Consider the following 23,363-nt stretch of genomic DNA (forward strand, 5'->3'; position numbering starts at 1 on the left):
TTTTATCAAATCATACATTGAAGCACAACATAGTTGCTCTTTGATTAAACTTTCCTACAAATATGCTATATCCTGAAGTGGAATCAGCTTCGCTTTCCCGCCGGTAAAGATTGCTCCTGCGATTACTCGTCGCAGGAAATTATACTTCAACAAAAATTGGAACACAAAATTTTATTATTAAAATTCATGCATTTTGACTTTTTCAGTGGCCCTAGTTTTGCTAGATTTGTAAAAAAACCTGTAGAATTTTTTCAACTCTACAGGTTTTATGTAATACTACTACATTCTTTTTTCTATTTCTTCCCATGCTTTTTCCATACCCATCCCTTTTTCAGATGAGAATAAAATAAGTGGGTCATTCGGATCCATATCCAAAACATCTTCGACCATTTTTATATGTTTGGCATAGTTTCCTTTTTTAATCTTATCAGCTTTTGTCGCAATTACGATTGTTGGAATATTGTAGTGTTTTAAAAAATCATACATCATGCAGTCATCATCTGTTGGTTCGTGACGAATATCAATGATTTGTACAACTGCCTTTAACATACCACGACCAGTTAAATACTGCTCGATCATTTTGCCCCAAGCTTCACGTTCAGTTTTAGAAACTTTTGCATAACCATAACCGGGTACGTCTACAAAAAACAATTGCTCTTCAATTTTATAGAAGTTTAGTGTTTGAGTCTTCCCTGGTTTTGAAGATATACGAGCCATACTCTTTCGACCAATCATTCGATTGATAAAAGAAGATTTACCAACATTAGAACGACCTGCAAGAGCGAACTCTGGCAGACCGTCCTCTGGATATTGAGCTGGTCGAACAGCACTAATGACCATCTCTACATTATTGACTTTCATGAAATCCCTCCGTCTAACGCTAATTTCAATACTTCATCTGCGTTTGACACGGGCTTAAATGTGAGCCCTTTACGAACACTTTCTGGAATATCATCAATATCACGTTCATTATCTTTCGGTATAATAATTGTTGTTAATCCTGCACGGTGAGCACCTAGTGATTTTTCCTTCAAGCCACCAATCGGTAATACTCGACCACGCAAAGTAACTTCACCTGTCATGCCAACTTCACGGCGAATTGGTCGTTTGGTAATTGCCGAAGTAATCGCCGTAACCATCGTAATACCTGCTGAAGGACCATCTTTTGGGACAGCTCCTTCTGGTACATGGATATGAATGTCATGCTTATCAAAGAAATCTTCATCAATTCCTAATTGATCTGCTTTTGAACGCACATAAGATAATGCTGTTTGTGCAGATTCCTTCATGACATCACCCAATTTACCAGTTAATTGAATCTTTCCTTTACCTGGAGTAAGTGAAACTTCAATTTGAAGCGTATCACCGCCAACAACAGTATAAGCTAAGCCTGTTGCTACACCAATTTGGTTCTCTTTTTCTGCTTGTCCATGGTGGAATCGGTGTTTTCCTAATAGGTCTTCTAGGTTTTTCGCTGTAATGACAACACGTTTTTTGTCACCTGATACTATTTGTTTTGCCGCTTTACGGCACAATGAAGCAACTTGACGTTCCAAATTACGTACACCCGCTTCTCGCGTATAATAACGAATTAAGTCAAGTACTGCATCATCTCGGATTTGCAGCTGTGCTTTTGCTAAACCGTTTTCTTCCATTTGCTTTGGTATTAAGTGATTCTTTGCGATTTCTTGTTTTTCTACTTCTGTATAACCGGCAATAGAAATGATTTCCATTCGATCACGTAACGGCCCAGGAATTGTACTTAAATCATTTGCGGTAGCAATGAACATAACATTCGATAGGTCATATGTTTCTTCGATATAGTGATCACTAAATGTACTATTTTGATTAGGATCCAATACTTCTAACATAGCTGCTGCTGGATCACCACGGAAATCATTCGACATTTTATCAATTTCATCCAATAAGAAGACAGGATTAATCGTACCTGCTTTTTTCATACCTTGTACAATTCGCCCAGGCATTGCACCGACATACGTTCTTCGATGGCCGCGAATTTCGGACTCATCGCGAACACCACCTAATGAGATTCGAACAAATTTCCGATTTAATGATTCAGCAATCGATTTTGCTAAAGATGTTTTCCCTACTCCTGGAGGTCCTGCTAGGCACAGTATTGGTCCACGAAGTGAATTGGTTAATTGTTGGACAGAGAGGTATTCTAAAATACGTTCTTTTACCTCTTCTAAACCTTCGTGATCTCGATTTAATATCTTTTCTGCAACATGGATATCACGACGATCTTCAGTAGCCGTTTTCCACGGAAGAGAAATAAGCCAATCTAAATAGTTTCGAATCACACCGCTCTCTGCAGAAGCAGCTGGAATTTTGTCATAACGACCTAATTCCTTCAAGGCAACATTCATCGTATCCTCAGGCATTTCAGAAGCTTCAATACGTTTTTTTAGTTCTTCAACTTCTGCTTGTTTTCCTTCGCGGTCTCCAAGTTCTTCTTGGATTGCTTTCATCTGCTCACGTAAATAGAATTCTTTTTGCGTTTTTTCCATCGCACGCTTAACTTTGGTATTAATCTTCTGTTCAAGATTTAATACTTCTTGTTCATCATGTAATCGTTGAATTAAGATATTGATTCTTTCTTTTACATCTATCATGCGAAGAATTTCTTGTTTTCCTTGCATTTTTAATGGTAAATACGATGCAATAGTATCTGCGAAACGACCAGGCTCTTCAATATCTGCTACTGTTTCATAAGAATCGTTAGAAATTTTGCTAGATGCTTTTGAATATCTTTCAAAATGAGATAATAATGTACGCATCAATGCTTCTGTTTCAATATCAACTTCTTTTGAATCAATTAAATTTTCCAGATCCGCCGACATATAGTCTTCATGATCTATACATTTCTTAATTCTTGCTCGGTTGAGACCTTCCACGAGCACTCGTAATGTTCCATTCGGTAATTTCAACATTTGCTTCACATAAGCAACAGTTCCCACTTCATATAAATCATCTTGTACCGGATTTTCGACACTCATGACTTTTTGTGTCACAAGAAATATCAAATTATCATCCGCCATCGCTTTTTCCAATGCTTCAATAGAGCGTTCACGACCTACATCAATATGTAATAATATCGTTGGATAAACGAGTAACCCTCTAAGTGGTAAAAGTGGTATGTCTTTCGTTCTAGTTACTTCTGCCATACGGGTGATCACCTCCGACTGATTGTGTGAAATTTCATCTTTTTATTGAATATCCTAGGAGCTTTTTCAATTACGCTATAAGTATGTTACAGAATACTCTTTTCATGCACAATAATAAGTTTAAAAAAAGCTGACCATCGAGCAAGTGCTGATTGGCACTTGATCGAAGCCAGCTTTTCAATCAGTTCTTATGCAGACGTTTTTTCGTTATCTGGATCTAACTCTGTCCCATCCTTTAAAAGGAGTTTCGGACGAGCTTTATCTGTAACGGTTTCTTTCGTAATAATACATTTCACGATATCATCACGAGAAGGTAATTCGAACATTACATCTAACATAATATTTTCGATAATTGAACGTAAGCCACGTGCACCAGTTTTACGTTCAATAGCTTCTTTTGCGATTTCATATAATGCGTCTTTTTCAAATTCAAGTTCTACATTATCAAGTTCTAACATTTTTTGATATTGCTTAGATAATGCATTTTTAGGTTCTGTTAAAATTTGAACAAGTGCATCTTCGTCTAATTGCTCTAAACTAGCCAATACTGGTAAACGACCGATAAATTCAGGGATTAATCCGAATTTAAGCAAATCTTCAGGGATTAAGTGCTTCATCATATCCTTGTCATCAGTATTATGTTTTTTAATATCAGAACCGAAACCAATTACTTTTTCACCCATACGTCGTTTGATAATTGACTCAATTCCATCAAAAGCACCACCTACGATGAATAGAATATTCGTCGTATCTATTTGAATGAACTCTTGATGAGGGTGTTTACGACCGCCTTGAGGAGGAACGCTTGCTGTTGTACCTTCAAGGATTTTCAGTAATGCTTGTTGAACACCTTCACCTGACACATCACGTGTAATAGATGGGTTTTCAGATTTACGGGCCACTTTATCGATTTCATCGATATAGATAATTCCTTTTTCAGCACGTTCAATATCATAATCAGCAGATTGAATTAGTTTAAGAAGGATATTTTCAACATCTTCACCCACATAGCCAGCTTCTGTTAAAGAAGTAGCGTCAGCAATCGCAAATGGTACGTTGATAATACGTGCTAGGGTTTGAGCTAATAATGTTTTACCACTACCAGTTGGTCCGATTAACACGATATTAGATTTAGATAGCTCTACGTCATCCACTTTACTGTTAGAATTAATACGTTTGTAGTGATTGTAAACAGCTACTGATAATGCTTTTTTGGCACGTTCTTGTCCGATGACATAATCATCCAAAATATCTAGTATTTCTTTTGGCTTTGGAATGTCTTTTAGCTCAACTTCTTCTTCAGTACCAAGTTCTTCAACAACAATTTCAGAACAAAGATCGATACATTCATCACAAATATATACGCCTGGTCCTGCAACTAGTTTACGGACTTGTTCTTGTGGTTTACCACAGAATGAGCATTTTAAATTGCCTTTTTCATCATTAAATTTGAACAATTATTTCACCCCTATTCAAGCAACAATGTTACAAGATTCTTTCTATATTATCAAATATAATGATTTCTTGTAACAATCTCACTCTTTAATATGTATTATTCTAAATTTTCTAATTTTATGTTAAGAAAACAAGGTACGGATTTAAAACCCGTACCTTGTTCAGGTTTACTAATTGAACTGTATTATTCAGTTACTTTAGCGTTTTCAACTAATAATTCAACTGTTTTACGAATTTTCACGTCATGTTCAAGAACAGATGTACCACCTAGAACTGATTTGATTTGTTCTGCATCCATTTTGAATTGTTCAGACATTTTTTCTAATTCAGCGTTGATGTCTTCTTCAGTTACTTCTACTTTTTCTGCTTCAGCAATTGCTTCAAGAACTAAAGATACACGTACACGGCTTTCAGCATCGCCTTTCATTTGTCCACGAAGAGCTGCTTCATCTTGACCTGAGAATTGGTAGTAAAGGTCAAGGTTCATACCTTGCATTTGTAAGCTTTGATCGTATTCTTGTAACATACGGTTAACTTCTGTTTCAACCATTGCTTCTGGAATATCAATTGTTGCGTTTTCAGCAGCTTTTTCAACTAAGTCGTCGCGTAAAGCTGTTTCAGCAGCGCTTTCTTTTTCAGTAGCAGTTTTTTCTTTTAGTTTAGTGCGAAGTTCAGCTAAAGTTTCAACTTCTGAATCAATTTCTGAAGCGAAATCATCATCTAATTCTGGAAGTTCTTTTGATTTAATTTCTTTTAAAGTTACTTTGAAAGTAGCTTCTTTACCAGCTAATTCAGCAGCATGGTATTCTGCAGGGAATGTTACAACTACATCTTTAGATTCGCCAGCTTTTACGCCTACTAATTGTTCTTCGAATCCTGGGATGAATGAACCTGAACCGATTTCAAGTGAGTAGTTGTCGCCTTTTCCGCCTTCGAATGCTACACCATCTTGGAAGCCTTCGAAATCGATTACAGCAGTGTCGCCTTCTTCTACAGCGCCATCTTCTTTAACAACTAATTCTGCAAGACGAGTTTGTTGGTCTTTTAATTGTTGTTCGATTTCTTCATCAGTAACTGAAGTTTCTTGTTTAGTTACTTCTAATCCTTTGTAGTCGCCAAGAGTTACTTCTGGTTTAACAGTTACTTTAGCAGTGAATTTGAAGTCTTTGTTTTTACCTAGGTCTTCCATTTCGAAATCGATTTCTGGTTGATCTACAGGTTCAATTCCTGATTCATCGATTGCTAAAGGATAGTTTTCGTTCACTAAAAATTCTAAAGCATCTTGGAATAATGATTCTACTCCAAATTTCTTTTCGAACATTGGACGAGGCATTTTACCTTTACGGAAGCCTGGTACGTTAATTTGTTTTACAACTTTTTCGAAAGCTTTGTTTAAAGCTTCGTTTACTTTTTCTGCAGGTACTTCTACTGTTAATAATCCAGTGTTACCTTCTTGTTTTTCCCATTTTACTGACATTTATAATACCTCCAAAATTAATTTCAAATGTTGGACAATTCATTCGTTAATACGACTTTCGCAACTGTTTTAGTATATCATAGATAACTATAGTTTCAACTGATTTCATACATCAAACAGCTCAGACTGCTCTTCTAGCAGGTTTAATAAGTCCATTAAATCATAATCTGTTTCTTTTACTTCACCAAACATAGCATGTACAAAATCAATATATCCCTCTACTATCTCTTCTGATTGATAATGGAACCATTCAAAAGGATAGGTCACAAACATATGTCTTGCCAATAGATATTGCACCATTTCTAATGTAGATGGTTCCTGTTCTAATGCACTTTCAACAAGTTTTAAAACTTTCTTTGCGACAGGCATCTCGTCAGGAAACTGTAGTTGTGATGGATTGACAGTACTCACTTCATCAAACTTTTTCACTTGCACTTCAAGATCTATTTCTTGCTGTACGAGTAAGTACAGTGCAAAACTTTGAATCATTGGATGAGCTCGTTCATCTTCAACAATAGCAACCATTTGCTCTTTTAATGGACGAATATTCACTTCACGAACAGCTTGCAACTGTTGCATTTGCAGTAAATTCGTTTTAGAAAAAAATTGATCTGCTTCGAATTGTTCGTAAGTTATCTCAATCTCCACTCCATCCACTTGTACTTCATCTTGCTTATCAGCAATCATTGCATTTAAGTTTTTGATATGAATAAATTTATCCTGCGATTCAAGTGGAATGACGTCTTCTTCAAGCAAAGAGTCAATTAATGTCTCCACTTGCTTAAATTCCTTCAATTCCATCAAAACTGTCAAATAAAGTTCCATGGTTTCTATGTATAACTGTGGACCAATGGCTAGCAATTTCTCGCAAATAACTTTCGCTTCTTGAAAATTGCGTGTTTCATACAAAGCAAAGGCATAAACGCTTAATAGGCTTTCATCACCTTCAGTATATTGCAATGCCTCACGCAACGAAACAACAGCTTTATCATATTGATAATTCTCAGCATATCGCTGTCCTTCTGCAATTAGCCTTTCTATTGTTCCGGGGAACACAATAACATTTTGATGCTTTTGAAGTTTTCCTCTTTTTCTTCGCAATTGTGTTCACTCTCCCTAAATTCATCATAGCATATTTTCATTTGGAGCTAAAACAATTTCATACGACAAAACTAATTGTTTTTTAATGTTCTAAGAAATTGCTAGTCTTTATTATTATGGTTGAAAGTGATATCGTTTATGCCATCTGAAATAGGTTTTATTTTCAGGATATAATTCTATTTTCTGACCATCTATCAATTGATATTTGCTATATTCTTCTGGAGTTATTCTTTGTGAAATGTGCAATCTCCCTCTACCATCAAAAGTGATTAATCCTTCTTCATATAAAACTGCATGATTCGCACAAAGTAAAATTCCATTAAATGGATCTTTATTCTCTTCTAATATACTTTCTTTTATCGATTTTGCATGTGTTGCGTGCATCATTTTCAGATGATGAATTCCACAAATCGAGCAAGTTCCATTCCATAATTTTAATTGTTGCTCCAAAAATACGGATTGATTGTGTTGCAAACAATTTTTCACTTGATCTTCTATTCGATCTAAGAGTGTAAACAAAGGATTTATTTGTTGAACTGCATCAATTGATAACGATAGTTGTTCTTCACCTGTATTTGTTTTGTTTAATGAACGTATTAATTTGGAAAAAAGTAATGCCATTTCCTCGTGACAAGGATACAAATAACCACCATTGCCACTACCATCTTCTTGAAATGGAGCATATTTTGCTGGAAGTAAAGGTTGAATGTCTTGCCAAAAATCACGGATGACTAGCGGTATTTCTAGTGGGTAATATTTTGTATGAACGACATGACCTTTCTCTTCTGTTTGAAGACGGAAAAGAATGGGTTTTACTCCCTCTTCACAATTACTTTGAGCAATACTGATGGCAACAATTGCCCCTTTTACATAATGAAAAATGCAATCTCCTTTTTTCACTTGTCGCATTCTTGCCCAAAAATGAGGTTCAAGCCCCGCCCTATCATAAATAGGAGACCAAATTACCTCTAAATCTTTATCTTCTTCATAGGTTTCCCCTTGCATAACGATATAGCTGCTCATCGAAACCCCTCCTCACATACGTATATTATCTATTCCTATTATAACGCTAAGAAATTAGTTTCGGAAAAGATCTGATACCCGCTGTTATCCCCATAGAAAAAGCCATCCCAAAAATTAACCTTCTGGGATAGCCTCTTCCTGTACTTGTTGTGCCAGAGAATAAATCCATACACCATCTATTTTTTCCTTTATCACTAATTGATTGCCTTCTAAGTAGTCGAGGTAGCCAATTATTTCTGACATAACAAGAGAAAATTCTGTATTATATTTTGACTTATAATATTGCTTTGCTAGTGAGCTAGCTGTTTGTGATTGTTTAGCTAATAACGCCAACATTCTTTCAGCTTTGCGATTCATCGATTCAAGTTTTTGATTAATCAATTGCTTATGATTTTCTATTATCGATCGATGCCCTGGAAAGACAAGCAAGACATCAATCTCTGCACATTTAGTTAATGATTGACGCTGTTGAACTACTGATTTTAAGCGAACACCATTTTGATCAGGATCTATAATCGCATTTGTTGAAGATTCTTTTAAAACCAAATCTCCAGTAAACAGCCATTGTCGTTCCCTATCAAACAGACTAATTGAATCAGGAGAATGCCCAGGTGTTTCAATAACTTCTAGGCCACCGACAAAATCACCCTCTTGGATAGGAATATAGTCAGCCATTATTTTTCTTTCATCTAATTCTTTCAATGTTTTACTTAGTTTTTCTAATCGTGGTTGCGCATCTTGAAGACAATCCATTTCAGCATAAAGTTCATTGAAGAACTGATAACGCATATGAAAGAAATCTGCATCCATTGCTAATCTTGAAATGGCAATTGGATGTGCATAAATTGGGATATTCTTCACAGCTAGTATTCGCTTTAACAGCCCGACATGGTCTTCATGATGATGAGTTAAAATGATACGGTCAATGTCAGCTACCTTGTACCCCTGTTCTGCTAATACTAAATTAAAATAATCCCAACAACCTTCATGATTGATACCAGCATCAATTAAGGTTAATAATTTTCCATCATTAATGATATAAAAGTTGATCGTGCCAACAGATCCATAAGATGTTGGGAAAATAATAGGATATACTTGACGCTCTTGACTAGAAATTATTTGCAAAACATTTCACTTCCTTAATACGGAGTCAGATATTACATCGTTGCCCCAAGAATATCTGCATTATTCGAACCAGCTTTTTGCTAACACATTTGGATATTGGCGTAAATGTTGTCCACTTAATTGGACTTGCGATTTGTCGTTGTACGCCTCCAAGTGCGTCACCATTAATTACCTTGTGATCGGCATGTTTATAGATGCTTTTATTGCTACCTATACAGGTGAAATAGGTTGACTTTGGTGTGATGTTTATCATTTCCATTATTACACTAAATGTAACAAAGGGGAAAATATACAGTATTGGTCAGAATTTATTTGCACCCCAACTATTACTTTTAGCGAATAAGTCAAAAAAACCGGAAAGCTCCTAATCAAAAGGACTCTCCGGGTTTTAAATTCTATATAAGCAATTTTTTATTTAGTCATTTTCTTTTAAATTATAATCGCGTTTATTCATACCAAATAGATAGAATAGGATTGTCATAAGTGCTAAGAAGATAATCCCTACGATTAATGAAATACGTGTATCATCGTTGATCCACATGCCGACTAACACGACTAACAAGAAGATGATGGTTGCATAGTTACTTACTGGTGCGAAAGGCATTTTAAATGGATGGTTTGCCATTTCTTTGGCGTGTACTTTTCTAAAACGAATTTGAGCAATCAGTAATGCAAACCATGGAATCATCCCTGGAAGCACACTTGCACTATATACATATACGAAAAGTTTCGATGGTGCGACAAAGTTTAAAACTACACCGACAGCTAAACCAATTAAAACAGCGATTGTACCCCAATATGGGACACCATTTTTAGATACTTTCGCGAATGCTTTCGGTGCTTGTCCGTTTATCGCTAATGTGTACATCATACGTCCAGCACTGAAAATACCACTATTACATCCAGACATTGCAGCTGTAATAACGACAAAGTTGATAAAGCCAGCCGCTACTGTAATACCTACTTTTGCAAACGTTACAACAAATGGACTTCCTACTGCTTTTAATTGATCCCAAGGATAAACTGTTACGATTACGAAAATAGCACCAATATAGAAGATTAAAATACGCCAAATAATTGAATTAATTGCCTTTGTGATTGATTTTTGAGGATCTTTCGCTTCACCAGCTGTAATACCGATTAATTCAACACCTTGATAGGCCGCTACCACTAGTGACAATGCAAAGAAGAATCCTTTAAAGCCACCTGCAAAGAAACCACCATGTGACCATAAGTTTGGAATTCCAATTGCGTGTCCATCATTACCTAGACCAAAGAAGATTAATCCAAATCCAGCAATAATCATTAAAATAATTGTTATAACTTTAATAAATGCAAACCAAAATTCAAATTCACCAAAAGACTTAACAGATACTAAATTAGCAGCCCCTAAAATAATCATAACTACAATTCCGGGTGCCCATGCAGGTAGATCTGGGAACCAATATTGCATATAAGAACCTACAGCAATAACTTCTGACATCCCAACGATTACCCATTGGAACCAGTTACTCCACGCAGTTAGATAACCAGCAAGCGGATGAATATATTCATGAGCAAATGTCGCAAATGAACCTGTTGTTGGTTCAAGATAAAGCATTTCTCCCATAGCACGCATAATAAAAAACACAAAAATACCGGCGATTGCATAAGCAAGCATAACCGATGGTCCAGTCCAACTTATTGTACTTGCTGAACCCATAAACAAACCTACACCTATTGTTCCACCAAGCGCGATCATTTGAATATGCCTTGCTTCTAAACCCCTCTTCAACTCTTTGTTAGCCATAATTTCCCCTCCTAATGTTTAACACAGATGCACATGTTCGTTACTTTATATCTAACGTAAAGAAATCATAGGTTTCTAATCCTTAATTCATTGTTATACAAAGCCTAAAGGTTTAAAGCAAAACTATATTGTGTTGTAGAACAATTAATTTATGTCTTTAATTTTAATAAATTTTCTTCAGAAATACAATTGTATTTCTCAAAAACACATATTTTTTTTGCTAAAAATATAGAAAAAAACATTAATTTTATTAAAAATGAATGATTAAAAGAGTTATTTTATAATTTAATAACTGAATCAATTTCATAAATATATTCCTAAATAAACAACTCAATAATTCGGATATATTTCATTTCCAGTATTTACTTAGTATGCTGCTCCAGATGGCGCTTTCCGCGGGCGAGCGGTGAGCCTCCTCGGAAGCTAAAACACTGTGCTCCTGCATCGCTTCGCTAGCTTCGTCGCAGAAAATTCTTTTTGTGGGGCAAAAAGAATTTTTGCTTCACTGCGGGGTCTCACCTGTCTCGCTTTCCCGCAGGAGTCGCCATCTTCCGCTTCATAGGCAATTTTCTAATTGATATGGCATATAAGAATGGAACTTTTAATGTTCGTGTTTTTTATTAAATCTTTGAATTATGAAATTGATTTAACTTTAATAATATTTTATAAAAAATAAATTCACAGAATTAATCCCCGAGAATAAATACCATATTTCAGGGAACAACTATTAAGAGCAATTACTACATATTTCGTATCTTCGAAAGAGGTGAAAAGATGGAATTATTCCCGATAATCCATACAAACTTCTGGGATGCTGTTATAGCGATACCCGTTATCATGATTCTTACTCAAATATTAAAAATCATTTTTCATATTCCCAAAAAGTACGTTCCAACAATCCCCTTGATTCTTGGATTATTGATTTCCGTCTTTATCAGCCATCGCCAGAATCTAATTGCAGGTTTATTTATGGGATGGTTTTATGGCTATGCAGCTATCGGAAATTACGCAGCATTAAAAACAACGATTATTGCTTATCTACAAGCTAAAAAGAAAAAGAGAATGGCTGAGTAAAATAGATCTAACTTCACATTCTCTACTATTACCTTACAAATTAGTTGTTTTAATTTTACAACGCCTCTTTCATGAATTAAGCTTTTATTGAGAAACGGCTATATATGTTCTAAAGTAGCTATTCAAGGAGGAACTTTTGATGCATAACATCCAAGATATTATTGAAGCTAGAGATTTCATTTTAAGTAAGACGGATCAATCTCCTAAAGTAGGTTTGATACTAGGATCTGGACTTGGAAATCTAGCTGATGAAATTGAAAATCCAACCAGCATTCCCTATAGTGAAATACCACACTTTGCAAAATCTAGTGCTATTGGACATGCAAATGAACTTGTCATTGGTACTTTAAATGGGAAGACAGTAGCAGCGATGAAAGGCCGCTTCCACTATTACGAAGGATTCTCGTTAGATGAAGTCACATTCCCTGTACGTGTGATGAAAGCACTTGGTATTGAAAATTTAATCGTTACTAACGCTTGTGGCGCTGTTAATACATCATTCGCACCTGGTGACTTAATGTTAATCACAGACCATATTAATTTAGTAGCTTCAAATCCTTTAATCGGTCCAAATAACGATGAATTAGGAACACGTTTCCCTGATTTGTCTGAAGTTTATAGTAAAGAGTTACGTAATATCGCTTTAGAAGTAGCGAAGAAACAAAATATTTCGTTACAACAAGGTGTTTATGCTTGGTGGAGTGGACCAACTTATGAAACGCCAGCTGAAGTTCGTATGATTCGTACTCTCGGGGCTGATGCAGTAGGTATGTCAACTGTCCCTGAAGCAATCGTAGCAAAACACGGCAATATGAAGATACTTGGTATTTCATGCTTAACAAATATGGCGTGCGGAATTCTCGATCAACCTTTAAACCATGAAGAAGTGATTGAAGTTGCAGGTCAAGTAAACACTAAATTTGTTGGCCTTATTAAAGGACTGTTGGAAGCAATGTAATAAAGCATAAAGGCACTTGCATAGCAAGTGCCTTCTTTGTTAATGAATTTATCTTTAGTTTATTAAACTAAAATTTTTCTTATTCAACTGATGGCACTGTAAAGGGGTTTGGCTTTTGTTTAGAGGATGGCGATAAAATTATCAGCGAAGGTGTCTCAATTTTTAAATCAAAACACTATGCAGAAGTTGATATTGTAACTGATTTGAATTACAGAGAAAAGGATTAGCAAATATTGTAGCATAACAATTTATTGACTACTGCCTATCAAAAAATATACAACCATGTTGGGATTGTGACATTGATAATCGTGCTTCAATCCATTTAGATACAAATTCAGGCTTTAAAAGCCTTAAAAAATATGCAATTTATGTTAAACGATTTTTTAATACAAAATTGACCTGAATTAGAATATAAATAGACTAATTCAGGCAATAGATATGACGTCAAATATTATAGTAGGAACGCTAATTTTAGCGACAAAATACTTTGATAGGATCTTTTTTCTTCTATTATATAAAGACGTCATTTATCAGATTTCTTTGCTTTTATGATACACTTTTCTTCGCTAAAAGCTTAGGTAAAATGATAAAGCAAAGTACTAGACACAATGTGATAATTATCCCCAAAAATAACTGTTCTAGAGATAAGGTGAAACCATCTGATTGTTCTGTTTTGAAGGAATAATCTTCTATTACATTGTTTTTCTCTTTAAATAGATTAAGCTTTTGTGATTTCAACTGAATTGTATTATTTCCACGAAAATCTCCAGCAAATAAGTTTGCTTTTAATTTATCATGGTTTGGATAAGGATTTTTTTCAAAAGTCAATGACTTTAATTCATCGCTTAATAAATTAACCTTTTTTTTCTGATGATTATCATGTAATACATCTTTGTTCTCTTTAAATTCTTTATATTGATATATATTAGGGACAAGCTTTTCAATATCTGGCGTTGATGCAAAAACCAAAGAAGGCATCACAAAGAACATTCCAAATATGACGATTCCAATCAGAATTAGTCTATTCTTCAACAACCTCCCCCTCACCCTTTCTAAATTTTATAGTAGCCAATGAAATACTCATAAATAAGATAATTAGACATACTAAGATAAAATAAGCCAATTCAATTGGTGGATTCATATCGTATTGAATAGACATGTACATCGCTGTCATTGGATCACGATAATTAAAATCAGGCACTGTTAATGCAAGTAATGGTGCGATAAAGAATAGTAGGAGAGAAATACTTCCTATCCAACCTATAAAGCGCCCAATAATATTTACATTTAAGATAAATGCAGAGCACGTCATTAATAGTAATATAGTGAAAATTGACCATTGAATGCCTTTAGTTCCATCCAAAGCGTACATTTTCAAACTATACATACTAATTATTAAACCTACAATAAGATTAAGCATGATAAAAATACCACTTTTCATCAGTAAAGAAGGATATTTTATCTCATTTACTAAATAACCAATTAGCAAACTACAAACTAATATAATAATGATTAAAACTAAAGGTGGGACTTTTTTTACTTCCTCGACAATTGGACTTTTGTTTTCTACATTGATAGGTGCTGCTAAATAATCAAAGATCTTTGTATTTCTTTGTCCATCTATAAATGTATTAGGAAGTACAGCGAATATATCTTCTTTATATTTCTTTGTAACGAGTAAATTACTTTCCAATTTATTGTCTAAAATACCAGCATCTTTTTTTACTCCATTGACATTTGATAATATTTGTTGTGCGTTTCCAATTACAGATGTTTGTGTTGAATCAATGGATTCAATAGAACTTTTAACTGATTTCATCGTTGTACGAATCATATCATGCGTACCCTCTAAAGAGTTGATATCGGACAAATTCCCCAATGAAGGTGGATGTATAGTTTCTGTGATTTGACTTTGTAGGGTCTGGGTTAAATCCGTCACATTATTTAAATCAGTAGAGATTTGTTCAAAGTGAGTAGATACTAAATTGTTTGTTTCTTTTAAATTATCCATTAACGTAGGCTTTACATTATCAATGTTTTCTTTTATAGAAGGTAAATCATCCAATAAGAGTTGATATAAATCTGTCTCTTCTTTTGAAATTTCTAATTGTGGTTTTACTTCTTTTTTAAATGCTTCCAATTTTTTATCATTCAATAAACTAGATGAAAGTGTACCGTCGAATTTATTTAATGCTTCATAATAATTTAAAAGTTGGATACTATCATCTGCTGCAATTTGAGTATAAAAAGCTGAGCTCAAAGCAGTTTTTTGTGAATCATTTAATACTGATTGTTTCAGTATTTTAGTTTCTATTTTTTTGATTTGATCCACCAATTTTGATTCATTTCCGTCCACTATTTGGTCTAGTTTATATTGTAAATCAGCATTTTCTTTTTCCAAATTCTTCGCAGTAACAAGTAACTGTTGTGCTGCTGAATTGAAAGCTGATTGTTCCTCTTGAATAGCTTGAAGATTCGTTTTAATATTTACTAAATTTGATTGGATATTTTGCAGATTTTGACTAGCTTTAGAAAGCTCTGGCAATCCATCTTGGTTCGCTGCTTCAATACTTTTTTGTACCTGTTTAATTTTAGTAGCTACAGAATCTAATGCATCTTCTTCATTTTGAATATTTAACTTAATTTCCGGCAATGACGATATTGTTTCTTGACTATCACCTGAACCTGGAGAATCCGAATTAGGCAAATTATTCCTCTTGTTAATGATATCCTTCAATTGGTTTTCAATATTACTAGTTTCTAATTTTGTTAGGGTATCCATAACAACTTCAAAATTATTATTTTTAGATCTTAGTAAATACAGATTCTCTAACACTTGATTACTTTCATCAATATTATTTGAAAAACCCGAAAGCTCATCTTCAATTAATGTTTGCTGATCAGACAATACTCCATTGATAGATTCTAAATCAGACTGTTGATTTAACATTCCACTTTCAACAATTTTCATTTGCTCATTTGAATTTTGCTGCATAATTTTTTCATGTGTATTTTGATACTCTTGAAATTGATTAACTTGTTGGATAAATTCCTTTAGCTCTGCTTGAAATTGATCTGCAGATGTAATCGAGTCATTTGTATTTTCAGCATAATTCTTTATGCCTGATTTAATGGATTTTAGTTGTTTTGTTTGACCATCCATCTCATTAGATAAATCGGAAGATACTGTTTTGTAAAATGAAGTCATTTTCGTTTGGAAATCAATTTCTTTTTTCACTATTCCATCAAAACCTGATCGAACATCTTGAAGGTCTTGAGAAACGTAGCTCCAATATAATGCAGAAATTTTATCATTTGCAACCCCAGTAGCTCTTTCTACCTCTCTTTGTACTTTTTCTTTTTCTAGAGTTGTGAGCTTGTCTTGAATTGAATAGTTAAACTTGGTTTCAACCGTATTATTTTCTTCATACTGCATTAATTTTGTTGAGAAATCAGAAGGTATATAAAGCACCGCTACATAGTTATTACTCTTTAAGCCATTTTGTGCAGCACCTCTCCCAACAACCTTCCACTCATATTTTGAGTTTTTATTTAATATAGTTGATAAATCATTGCCCAGTGCTAATGATTTTCCTTCCTTTTCAGCACCAATATCCTCGTTTACAATAGCGATAGTGTTGGATACTTTCTGTTTTTGGTCAGTTTTATGATTGACAAACTGAAAAGAAAGTATAGGCAATGCAACAATTAGAAGTACTAAGATAATCACTTTAAAAACGTATTTTTGTCCTAATTTCATACTGTTACCTCACTTTCTACTACTAAAGGTATTTGAATAAATGACTCTTGACCATTTTTTACATAATAACCAAATCCGCTATTAATCTCTCTTTCTTTCCTATCAAATGAAAGGTTAAATATCGTTTGATCTGATTTTTTCATCAATAGAATCCCTTGTCGCAGTTGTTTTAATTCACTAGTAAACGCATCATATCCTTTAGAGAAATCATTATTGCTTCCTGTTACAATTAGGTTGAAACCAATATTTGTATAATTTTTTATCAACTTTGCTAATCGTTCTTGAAGACGTGCATCTACTACTCCTTGGAAGAAACTATAGCCATCTATTAGCAACACAATTGGTTGATACTCTTGTAAAAAGTCATCGTTTTCTACACGATCTGCTAAGGTATTCTCTACCTTTTCTATCCATTCAGTTATATCTTCTTTTGTAGATAAATAGCTAATATTCTCCCGCTTAGCAAGGTGTATAAAGTTTTTTTGGAACGCTTCAAACACACCAAAATATTGAATATTTTCTTGCAATAAAGAATCTACAATGAGCTTACAAGTATTTGTTTTTCCACTTTGGCTCGGGCCTACAATTAAACAATGTTGGGATTGATTTAAATCCAAGATTACAGGTGTTACGTTTTCTTCTTCTAATCCAATAGAAATTTGTAATTTTAGGGTCTTAGAAGAAACATAACCTTTCATATCTACTGTTGTTAAACGATCTGATAACATTGGAATCGGATCTGGATTAACGAAATCACTATATTTTTCATTGAAAAGTTGGATGGTTTGTTTAACATTTTCAAAACGTTCAAAATCATCTTCACCTTCAGCATGTATAAAGATTTGTGCAAAGTATGCTTCATCTTTTTTGATAATCGTTCTACCAGGTATTGGCTCCGGTAAATATGGTAATCTGCCCAGTACAGAAGATGCCTCTGTGCTATCAAGCAAATAATGAACAATTTTCGTTTTTAAATTATTCATCATCCCTGGTCGAATCGCATTCATCCGTGTTGCAGTAAAGATAAAATATATACCTAATGACTGACCATCACGTACATATTGGTTGAGAGTTAACTCGATATCAGGTAATTCTTCTTTGATATAATCAAAATTTTCAATCGTAATAAATATAAGCGGTAATTGTTTTTCAGCTGCCTGATTATACATTTGAATCGTGTTAACTTGCATTTGTTGTAATTTCTTTTTTCGCGACGCCATTTCCTGTCGAACCTTTTTTAGGAATTTCTCAATTTTGCGTTGATCATCTACTGTAAATACATCAGCTGTATGTGCCAATGACCCTAAAGGAAGTAAGGCACCATTGCCAAAATCTAAAATATAGTAATGGATTTCCTCTGGTGAAAAGTTCCTTGCCATACTAAGAAGAAGTAATAAGGCCGTTGTTGATTTTCCATAACCAGACGAACCGAATATGGCGATATTCCCATCCTTAAACATTTCATAATAGTATGGAGATTGTTTTTGTAATTCTGGTTCATCAACAATAGCAATTGGAATATTCAATTGATCATCACAAACATGATTTTGGTAAATAAGTTCTTTTAATGGTGGAAGCCAAGGACTTGGCAACTTTTCAATTTCCAATTCATTTTGCACATTTTCAATTTCGTTTACGATCATTTCAATTTCTGTTTTTTCTTTGTTTTTTGGTGTTTTTTTGCTCTCCACATTTGAAAGTGGAATTAATCCTAAGTCTGTAATGATTGCAACCTCTGATTCTGTATCTGAAGTATCATCCAAGTATGGAGCACCACTCCACGCAGATTGGAAAAGTTCGTAAACTTCGTTATTCCCTACTTGTAAATAACCACGACCTGCCACAGAAATACTAGCAGCATCTGGATTTTTCAAAATGTCCTTACTATCTGCAGCATTTTGAACTTTTAGTGCAATACGGAAATTTGTATTACTCCAGATTTGGTCATCAATAATACCTCCAGGTTTTTGTGTAGCCAGTATTAAATGTACCCCCAGGCTTCGACCAATTCGCGCAGCACTCACTAGCTCACCTATGAACTCAGGTTCTTCTGTTTTTAACTCTGCAAATTCATCACAAATTAAAAAGAGATGCGGCATAGGTATCGTTGCCTCATGATTTTTTACCAAGTCATTGTAATCATTTATATGATTAACATTGAATGTATCAAATAATTGTTGTCTTTGTTTTAATTCACTTTTAATGGAAGCTAATGCTCTTGCACTAAAGTTTTTACTTCCATCAAGATTCGTGATTGTTCCTAGTAAGTGAGGTAAGTTTCTAAATGGTTGAGCCATCCCACCACCTTTGTAATCTATTAACAAGAAAGCCACTTCATGCGGGTGAAAATGAACAGCTAATGATAAGATATACGTTTGTAAAAATTCACTCTTCCCTGAACCTGTCGTACCAGCAAGCAAACCATGCGGACCATGAGCACGCTCATGTAAATTTAGTTTGACTAGTTCATTTATACCTTTTACACCTATTGGAACTGCTAAAGTTTCCTTAGCTTCATGCTTTCTCCAATTATCTGCAATTGATAATTGTGTCATATCTTGAACATCTAGCATTTCTAAAAAAGAGATGGATGTAGGGATTGAATTGGTAAAACCTAATTGATGATCTAATGCTTTTAGTTGCCGTGCAAATCTTTCATTAGACTCATGATGCATCGTATCTGTTTTAAAAGTACGTTTGATAGCCCTTTTATTTTCAATTAGAATATCTCCCTCAAACTGATTTACATATCGCACTAATGTTGCAATTTCTTCATGTAACCCTTCCTTAGACTTGGCTGCAAAAATCGTAGAAACGCCTAAATGATGAATATTACGTTCTAAATATTCCATAATTTTGTGATCTACTAGTAAATCTTGATTTAGAATAACAAATAGCATATGAGGTCTATACACAACATCTTGCTCATCATTCAACTCTCGCTCACGAATTATTTCATAAAGTGAATTCAACAATTGGTCCCTTGACTGCTCGTCATATATAAACCCTTTAGCTTGAATATGAGGTAGTGTAAAATGTGGAAGCCACTTCATCCACTCCCATTCTTTATAATTTTCTTTATCAAAAACCAATACAATGCGCAAATCATGGTAACTATTAAAGAAAGTGAGCTGCCCAATAATCTGATGCAATTCACGTTTGACGACCCATTCTTGTCCGATTAATCCTAAAGGTCCTCTTGATAAGTCAGCAACAGTCGGTAACTCATGAAGATTGCTATATGTATTTTCAAGTTGATGGGATTGTTCTATTAAATCATCTAACTCCCGATTCGCTAAATCATTGGCATTAAAGTTAATTTGAAAGCTAGATTTTACAGTACCTGTTCCTAAACGGAATTGCAGAAAATCATGACTTTTAAGTGACCTCTCCCATATTCGATCACTTAGTGAACTTGTTAATGATTTCATTTGTTCTAAAGATAGAAAATGATACTCCATTACTTCTCGCTGCTTTAAAGAAAGTTCATGCAAATCAGCACGTTTAGCTTCTAAATATTTTTTATAAATAGCTACCCTTTTCTTTTCTTTTTTCAATCGCTGTTTTTTATCCTTAATGTATTGAACAGTCGAAGTCACGATTGTCACTATGAACATCATAAGCGTGACGATTATATATATGCCACGTGGTTGAATAAAAGCCATAATTGTGAGTGCAACAAGCATGACAAGAGGAGGCATTATCATAAGTAATAAGCCCCTGTTATTTTCTTCACTTTCCTGAGAAGGAAACGTTAGAGAAACCTTATCTGTTGGCAACTCATAGATCATTCGAGGAGTTCGACGATATAATGGATAGTTTTCTGCTATTTTCGAAGTGGGTACAACAATTGCCGATAGTGATGATTCAATTGGAAAATAACCATTTACTTCGAAAATATCATTTTCTATAAAAGAAAATGTATGACAATCAGAGATAATTCGATCTCCTACATTTAATTTGCATGGTGATAGTTGTTTTTTTCCATTTATAAACACGCCTGAATTACCGGGTTTTACAATCCAACTGTCATTGTAATTAAAAAACCGTAAATCCTCTGAATACGATATATCATCTTTTATTTGAATGACATCATTAATACTTAGTGAAAACTCAGGTGCCTTTCCAACATAAAAACGTTCTACTTTTGGTTCTTCGTTTGTATATAAAAACCGAATATTGTTACCATCAATTTGCTTACTAAAAGATTGCAAATGCGAAAGATTACATAATAATTGATCCTCTACATAAATACCAATATGGAATTTTGAAATCTTGACAAACATTTTTGTATCTTCTAGTAAAGTATTTAATGTAATCGTATTGGTGTTACCCTTTCCAATTGTCAATTCTCTCTCTTTTTCAATTGGATAATAATAGACAAAATGATTAACATAAATCCACAGTGTTCTCATTATGATTTCCTCCTTTCTTTCGCCATATCTTATTTCTCTGTTTTCTTTTCTGACTTATTTTCATTTAAAGACGCCTTTTTTCCTGAATCATTTGTTTTCTTATCAGTTCCCTCAACTGTGTCCTTAGTTTGTAAAGTTGAATCTAATTCACTTCCTGTTGTTTCAGCCTGATCTTCTTTTTTTGCCTCATCCAATTGACGTTTATAATCTTCTATTTCTTGCTTAATACTATCCAACTTTTGTTTCTTTTTTTCGCTGTCTAAAGAAGAATCATTCTTAACATTTTCTTCCTGATTTAAAAGTGCAAAAATAGTTAAATCGATATCTTCTAATTCACGGGCAATTTTCAATGCTTCTTCAGATTCACCACGTCCTATGTAAATCCAAAATAGAAAATACCGTTCATCGGTTTGCAGTGTAATCGTTTTTAATACATTATCTCGTTGTGTTTCATCTAATTGTTCATTTGTTACATAAGAAAGGCTGAGCATATATTTTGTAACATATGGCATTTTCTTCGCATCATACGGTTCTAATTGATCCACAACATTGCTATATTCACTATTTAAAAATTGCTCTTGACTAGCTATGTATGCATTATATTTTGGCATCGAAAAAGTTAATGAATATACAACATAGATAACTAGAGGAATTAATAATACACTTACACCTATAAAGCTATATTTTGTTGTTTTCCATTTTTTAATTGGTATAGATGTAATACTTTTTTCATATTTACGGTAGTTTTGAATCATTTCAGAAATAGTTTCTTGTAGTGCCGATAATGATTCACATGCCATAATTTTTTTGGCTCTTGTAGGTATAGCTGATGTAGTGGAATAACTTAAGTAGTGAAAGAAATCATATTTGGGTTCAATTGCTGCACAACATAATGCTCGTACCTCTTGAAGTAACCGCTTATCCTCACTTATATATGGCGGAACACTATTTTCTACTCCAAAATGCAAAAAGTACACTTGCATTGCATCATCATATATAACATTTTCTGGACTAATAACGATTTGTAATCGACTTAAATTATTAAATTTTAGTTTTTTAACAAGATTTTGAGAAAAATAGAGACGACTTAATTCATTTTCTTTAAAAACTTCATAACTAAATTGAAGTGGTTCATCAAATTGATATCTTATTTTAAGTTCAACATCGCTCCATTCAACTTTTCTTTGAATGAGCCTGTCTAAAGATTCTATAAAAGTAACTTCTATTGGGTCATCTAATTTTATTCGTTCTCTTTGAAATGTAATTTCCAGCTGTCTATCTCGGACTTCCGTAAAAGCATCTAACTGTTGACCCAGATAATTTTTGGGATATTCGCTCATTCTTCGATTTCCCTCCTATAGTATTTCAATCCGATCTCCTGAATTGATATTTGCATTGATCAGCCTTTCATAACCACCATAAACTTTGTCTTTATTATCAACTCTTATCCAATAACCATTTCGAGGAGGTTCTATCAAATTTTGCATTTGCCAAACCATTTCTATCAATGTTCTTATAGAGTGATAATTAGAGATTCTTAAGTCAAAGGCTGAAGCATTATAATTTTTTAAATCGATAGTTAAATCTATATACATACTATTCACTCCTTAAAAAAAGAAGTGCCGTAAAATAAGGCACTTCTTAGAATGACGCAGAAACTAGCCTCTGATTTGACCTGCAATTTGCTGGTCTGCATCTTCAAGAGCACGTCCCGCAGCTGATAATTGAGACGCAATATCTGAAAGTAAATTTTGCATTTCTACAAAAGAAGGTCTTAATGAGTGGAATTGTTCAGCAAATGCTTTACTAGATTCCCCCTCCCACATTCCTTGCAAGTCCTCAATCATTTTGTCTAAGCGGGTTATTTGATGTTCTGTTTCACCACTTTCTGTTGTATATTTTCCTGACATTGCTTGTAATTCAGCTGGTGTAACGCGAATAATACCTGACATAAAAAACATCTCCTTTTAAATTTTTTATTTATATAATTGATGGAAAACC

The 23,363-nt window shown here is 34.0% G+C and carries 17 protein-coding genes and 1 pseudogene; 4 read left to right on the forward strand and 14 right to left on the reverse strand.

The window, feature by feature from the left end:
• Nucleotides 1-279 precede the first annotated feature (279 nt).
• The 8 genes from yihA to Q8X41_RS06805 all read right to left on the reverse strand — a co-directional run bounded on the left by yihA (nucleotide 280) and on the right by Q8X41_RS06805 (nucleotide 11,155).
• On the reverse strand, nucleotides 280-861 hold the full coding sequence (gene yihA / locus Q8X41_RS06770) for a ribosome biogenesis GTP-binding protein YihA/YsxC (protein WP_397539492.1): 582 nt from the start codon (nucleotides 859-861) through the stop codon (nucleotides 280-282).
• Nucleotides 858-3,185: an endopeptidase La gene (lon, locus tag Q8X41_RS06775; protein WP_397539493.1), complete on the reverse strand. Its 2,328-nt coding sequence runs from the start codon at nucleotides 3,183-3,185 to the stop codon at nucleotides 858-860. Before lon ends, yihA begins: the two co-directional genes overlap by 4 nt.
• A gap of 188 nt (nucleotides 3,186-3,373) precedes the next feature.
• Entirely contained in the window at nucleotides 3,374-4,642 is a 1,269-nt protein-coding gene (gene clpX, locus Q8X41_RS06780; protein WP_397539494.1) for an ATP-dependent protease ATP-binding subunit ClpX, read from the reverse strand.
• 182 nt (nucleotides 4,643-4,824) lie between these two features.
• Nucleotides 4,825-6,117 (reverse strand): trigger factor, encoded by a 1,293-nt coding sequence (gene tig / locus Q8X41_RS06785; RefSeq protein ID WP_397539495.1) that lies wholly within the window; start codon nucleotides 6,115-6,117, stop codon nucleotides 4,825-4,827.
• 105 nt (nucleotides 6,118-6,222) lie between these two features.
• Nucleotides 6,223-7,218 carry a tetratricopeptide repeat protein gene (locus tag Q8X41_RS06790; RefSeq protein WP_397539496.1) on the reverse strand — a complete coding sequence of 332 codons (996 nt, stop codon included), beginning with the start codon at nucleotides 7,216-7,218 and terminating at the stop codon, nucleotides 6,223-6,225.
• 114 nt (nucleotides 7,219-7,332) lie between these two features.
• Nucleotides 7,333-8,241: an HNH endonuclease gene (locus tag Q8X41_RS06795; protein WP_397539497.1), complete on the reverse strand. Its 909-nt coding sequence runs from the start codon at nucleotides 8,239-8,241 to the stop codon at nucleotides 7,333-7,335.
• 114 nt (nucleotides 8,242-8,355) lie between these two features.
• A complete protein-coding gene (locus tag Q8X41_RS06800; RefSeq protein WP_397539498.1) occupies nucleotides 8,356-9,366 on the reverse strand; it encodes an MBL fold metallo-hydrolase in 1,011 nt (336 codons plus the stop codon).
• Between the two features lie 415 nt (nucleotides 9,367-9,781).
• Nucleotides 9,782-11,155 carry an amino acid permease gene (locus tag Q8X41_RS06805; protein ID WP_397539499.1) on the reverse strand — a complete coding sequence of 458 codons (1,374 nt, stop codon included), beginning with the start codon at nucleotides 11,153-11,155 and terminating at the stop codon, nucleotides 9,782-9,784.
• A 774-nt stretch (nucleotides 11,156-11,929) separates the two neighbouring features.
• Here Q8X41_RS06805 and Q8X41_RS06810 point away from each other — a divergent pair.
• The 4 genes and pseudogenes from Q8X41_RS06810 (at nucleotide 11,930) to Q8X41_RS06825 (ending at nucleotide 13,590) form a co-directional block, all read left to right on the forward strand.
• Entirely contained in the window at nucleotides 11,930-12,229 is a 300-nt protein-coding gene (locus Q8X41_RS06810) for a hypothetical protein (RefSeq protein ID WP_397539500.1), read from the forward strand.
• Nucleotides 12,230-12,368: 139 nt separating this feature from the next.
• A complete protein-coding gene (locus Q8X41_RS06815) occupies nucleotides 12,369-13,187 on the forward strand; it encodes a purine-nucleoside phosphorylase (RefSeq protein WP_397539501.1) in 819 nt (272 codons plus the stop codon).
• 86 nt (nucleotides 13,188-13,273) lie between these two features.
• Nucleotides 13,274-13,414 (forward strand): annotated as a pseudogene (locus Q8X41_RS06820) (GNAT family N-acetyltransferase); the annotation flags it as partial.
• Nucleotides 13,415-13,437: 23 nt separating this feature from the next.
• Nucleotides 13,438-13,590 carry a GNAT family N-acetyltransferase gene (locus tag Q8X41_RS06825; protein WP_397540213.1) on the forward strand — a complete coding sequence of 51 codons (153 nt, stop codon included), beginning with the start codon at nucleotides 13,438-13,440 and terminating at the stop codon, nucleotides 13,588-13,590.
• 143 nt (nucleotides 13,591-13,733) lie between these two features.
• On the opposite strand, the gene Q8X41_RS06830 is transcribed toward Q8X41_RS06825, so the two are convergent.
• From Q8X41_RS06830 to Q8X41_RS06855, 6 genes are all read right to left on the reverse strand, one after another.
• On the reverse strand, nucleotides 13,734-14,219 hold the full coding sequence (locus Q8X41_RS06830; protein WP_397539502.1) for a type VII secretion EssA family protein: 486 nt from the start codon (nucleotides 14,217-14,219) through the stop codon (nucleotides 13,734-13,736).
• The gene (gene esaA / locus Q8X41_RS06835) at nucleotides 14,209-16,947 is read right to left on the reverse strand and encodes a type VII secretion protein EsaA (protein ID WP_397539503.1); all 2,739 of its coding nucleotides are present in this window, start codon (nucleotides 16,945-16,947) and stop codon (nucleotides 14,209-14,211) included. Before esaA ends, Q8X41_RS06830 begins: the two co-directional genes overlap by 11 nt.
• Nucleotides 16,944-21,362 carry a type VII secretion protein EssC gene (essC, locus tag Q8X41_RS06840; protein WP_397539504.1) on the reverse strand — a complete coding sequence of 1,473 codons (4,419 nt, stop codon included), beginning with the start codon at nucleotides 21,360-21,362 and terminating at the stop codon, nucleotides 16,944-16,946. Before essC ends, esaA begins: the two co-directional genes overlap by 4 nt.
• 29 nt (nucleotides 21,363-21,391) lie before the next feature.
• Complete coding sequence (essB, locus tag Q8X41_RS06845) at nucleotides 21,392-22,702, reverse strand: type VII secretion protein EssB (protein ID WP_397539505.1); 1,311 nt, start codon at nucleotides 22,700-22,702, stop codon at nucleotides 21,392-21,394.
• A gap of 15 nt (nucleotides 22,703-22,717) precedes the next feature.
• Nucleotides 22,718-22,957, reverse strand: coding sequence for an EsaB/YukD family protein (locus Q8X41_RS06850; RefSeq protein WP_397539506.1), 240 nt, complete (start codon nucleotides 22,955-22,957; stop codon nucleotides 22,718-22,720).
• 63 nt (nucleotides 22,958-23,020) lie between these two features.
• Complete coding sequence (locus Q8X41_RS06855) at nucleotides 23,021-23,314, reverse strand: WXG100 family type VII secretion target (RefSeq protein WP_397539507.1); 294 nt, start codon at nucleotides 23,312-23,314, stop codon at nucleotides 23,021-23,023.
• Between the last annotated feature and the right edge of the window lie 49 nt (nucleotides 23,315-23,363).

The organism is Rummeliibacillus pycnus, assembly GCF_044359855.1.
Taxonomy (GTDB): Bacteria; Bacillota; Bacilli; order Bacillales_A; family Planococcaceae; genus Rummeliibacillus; species Rummeliibacillus pycnus_A.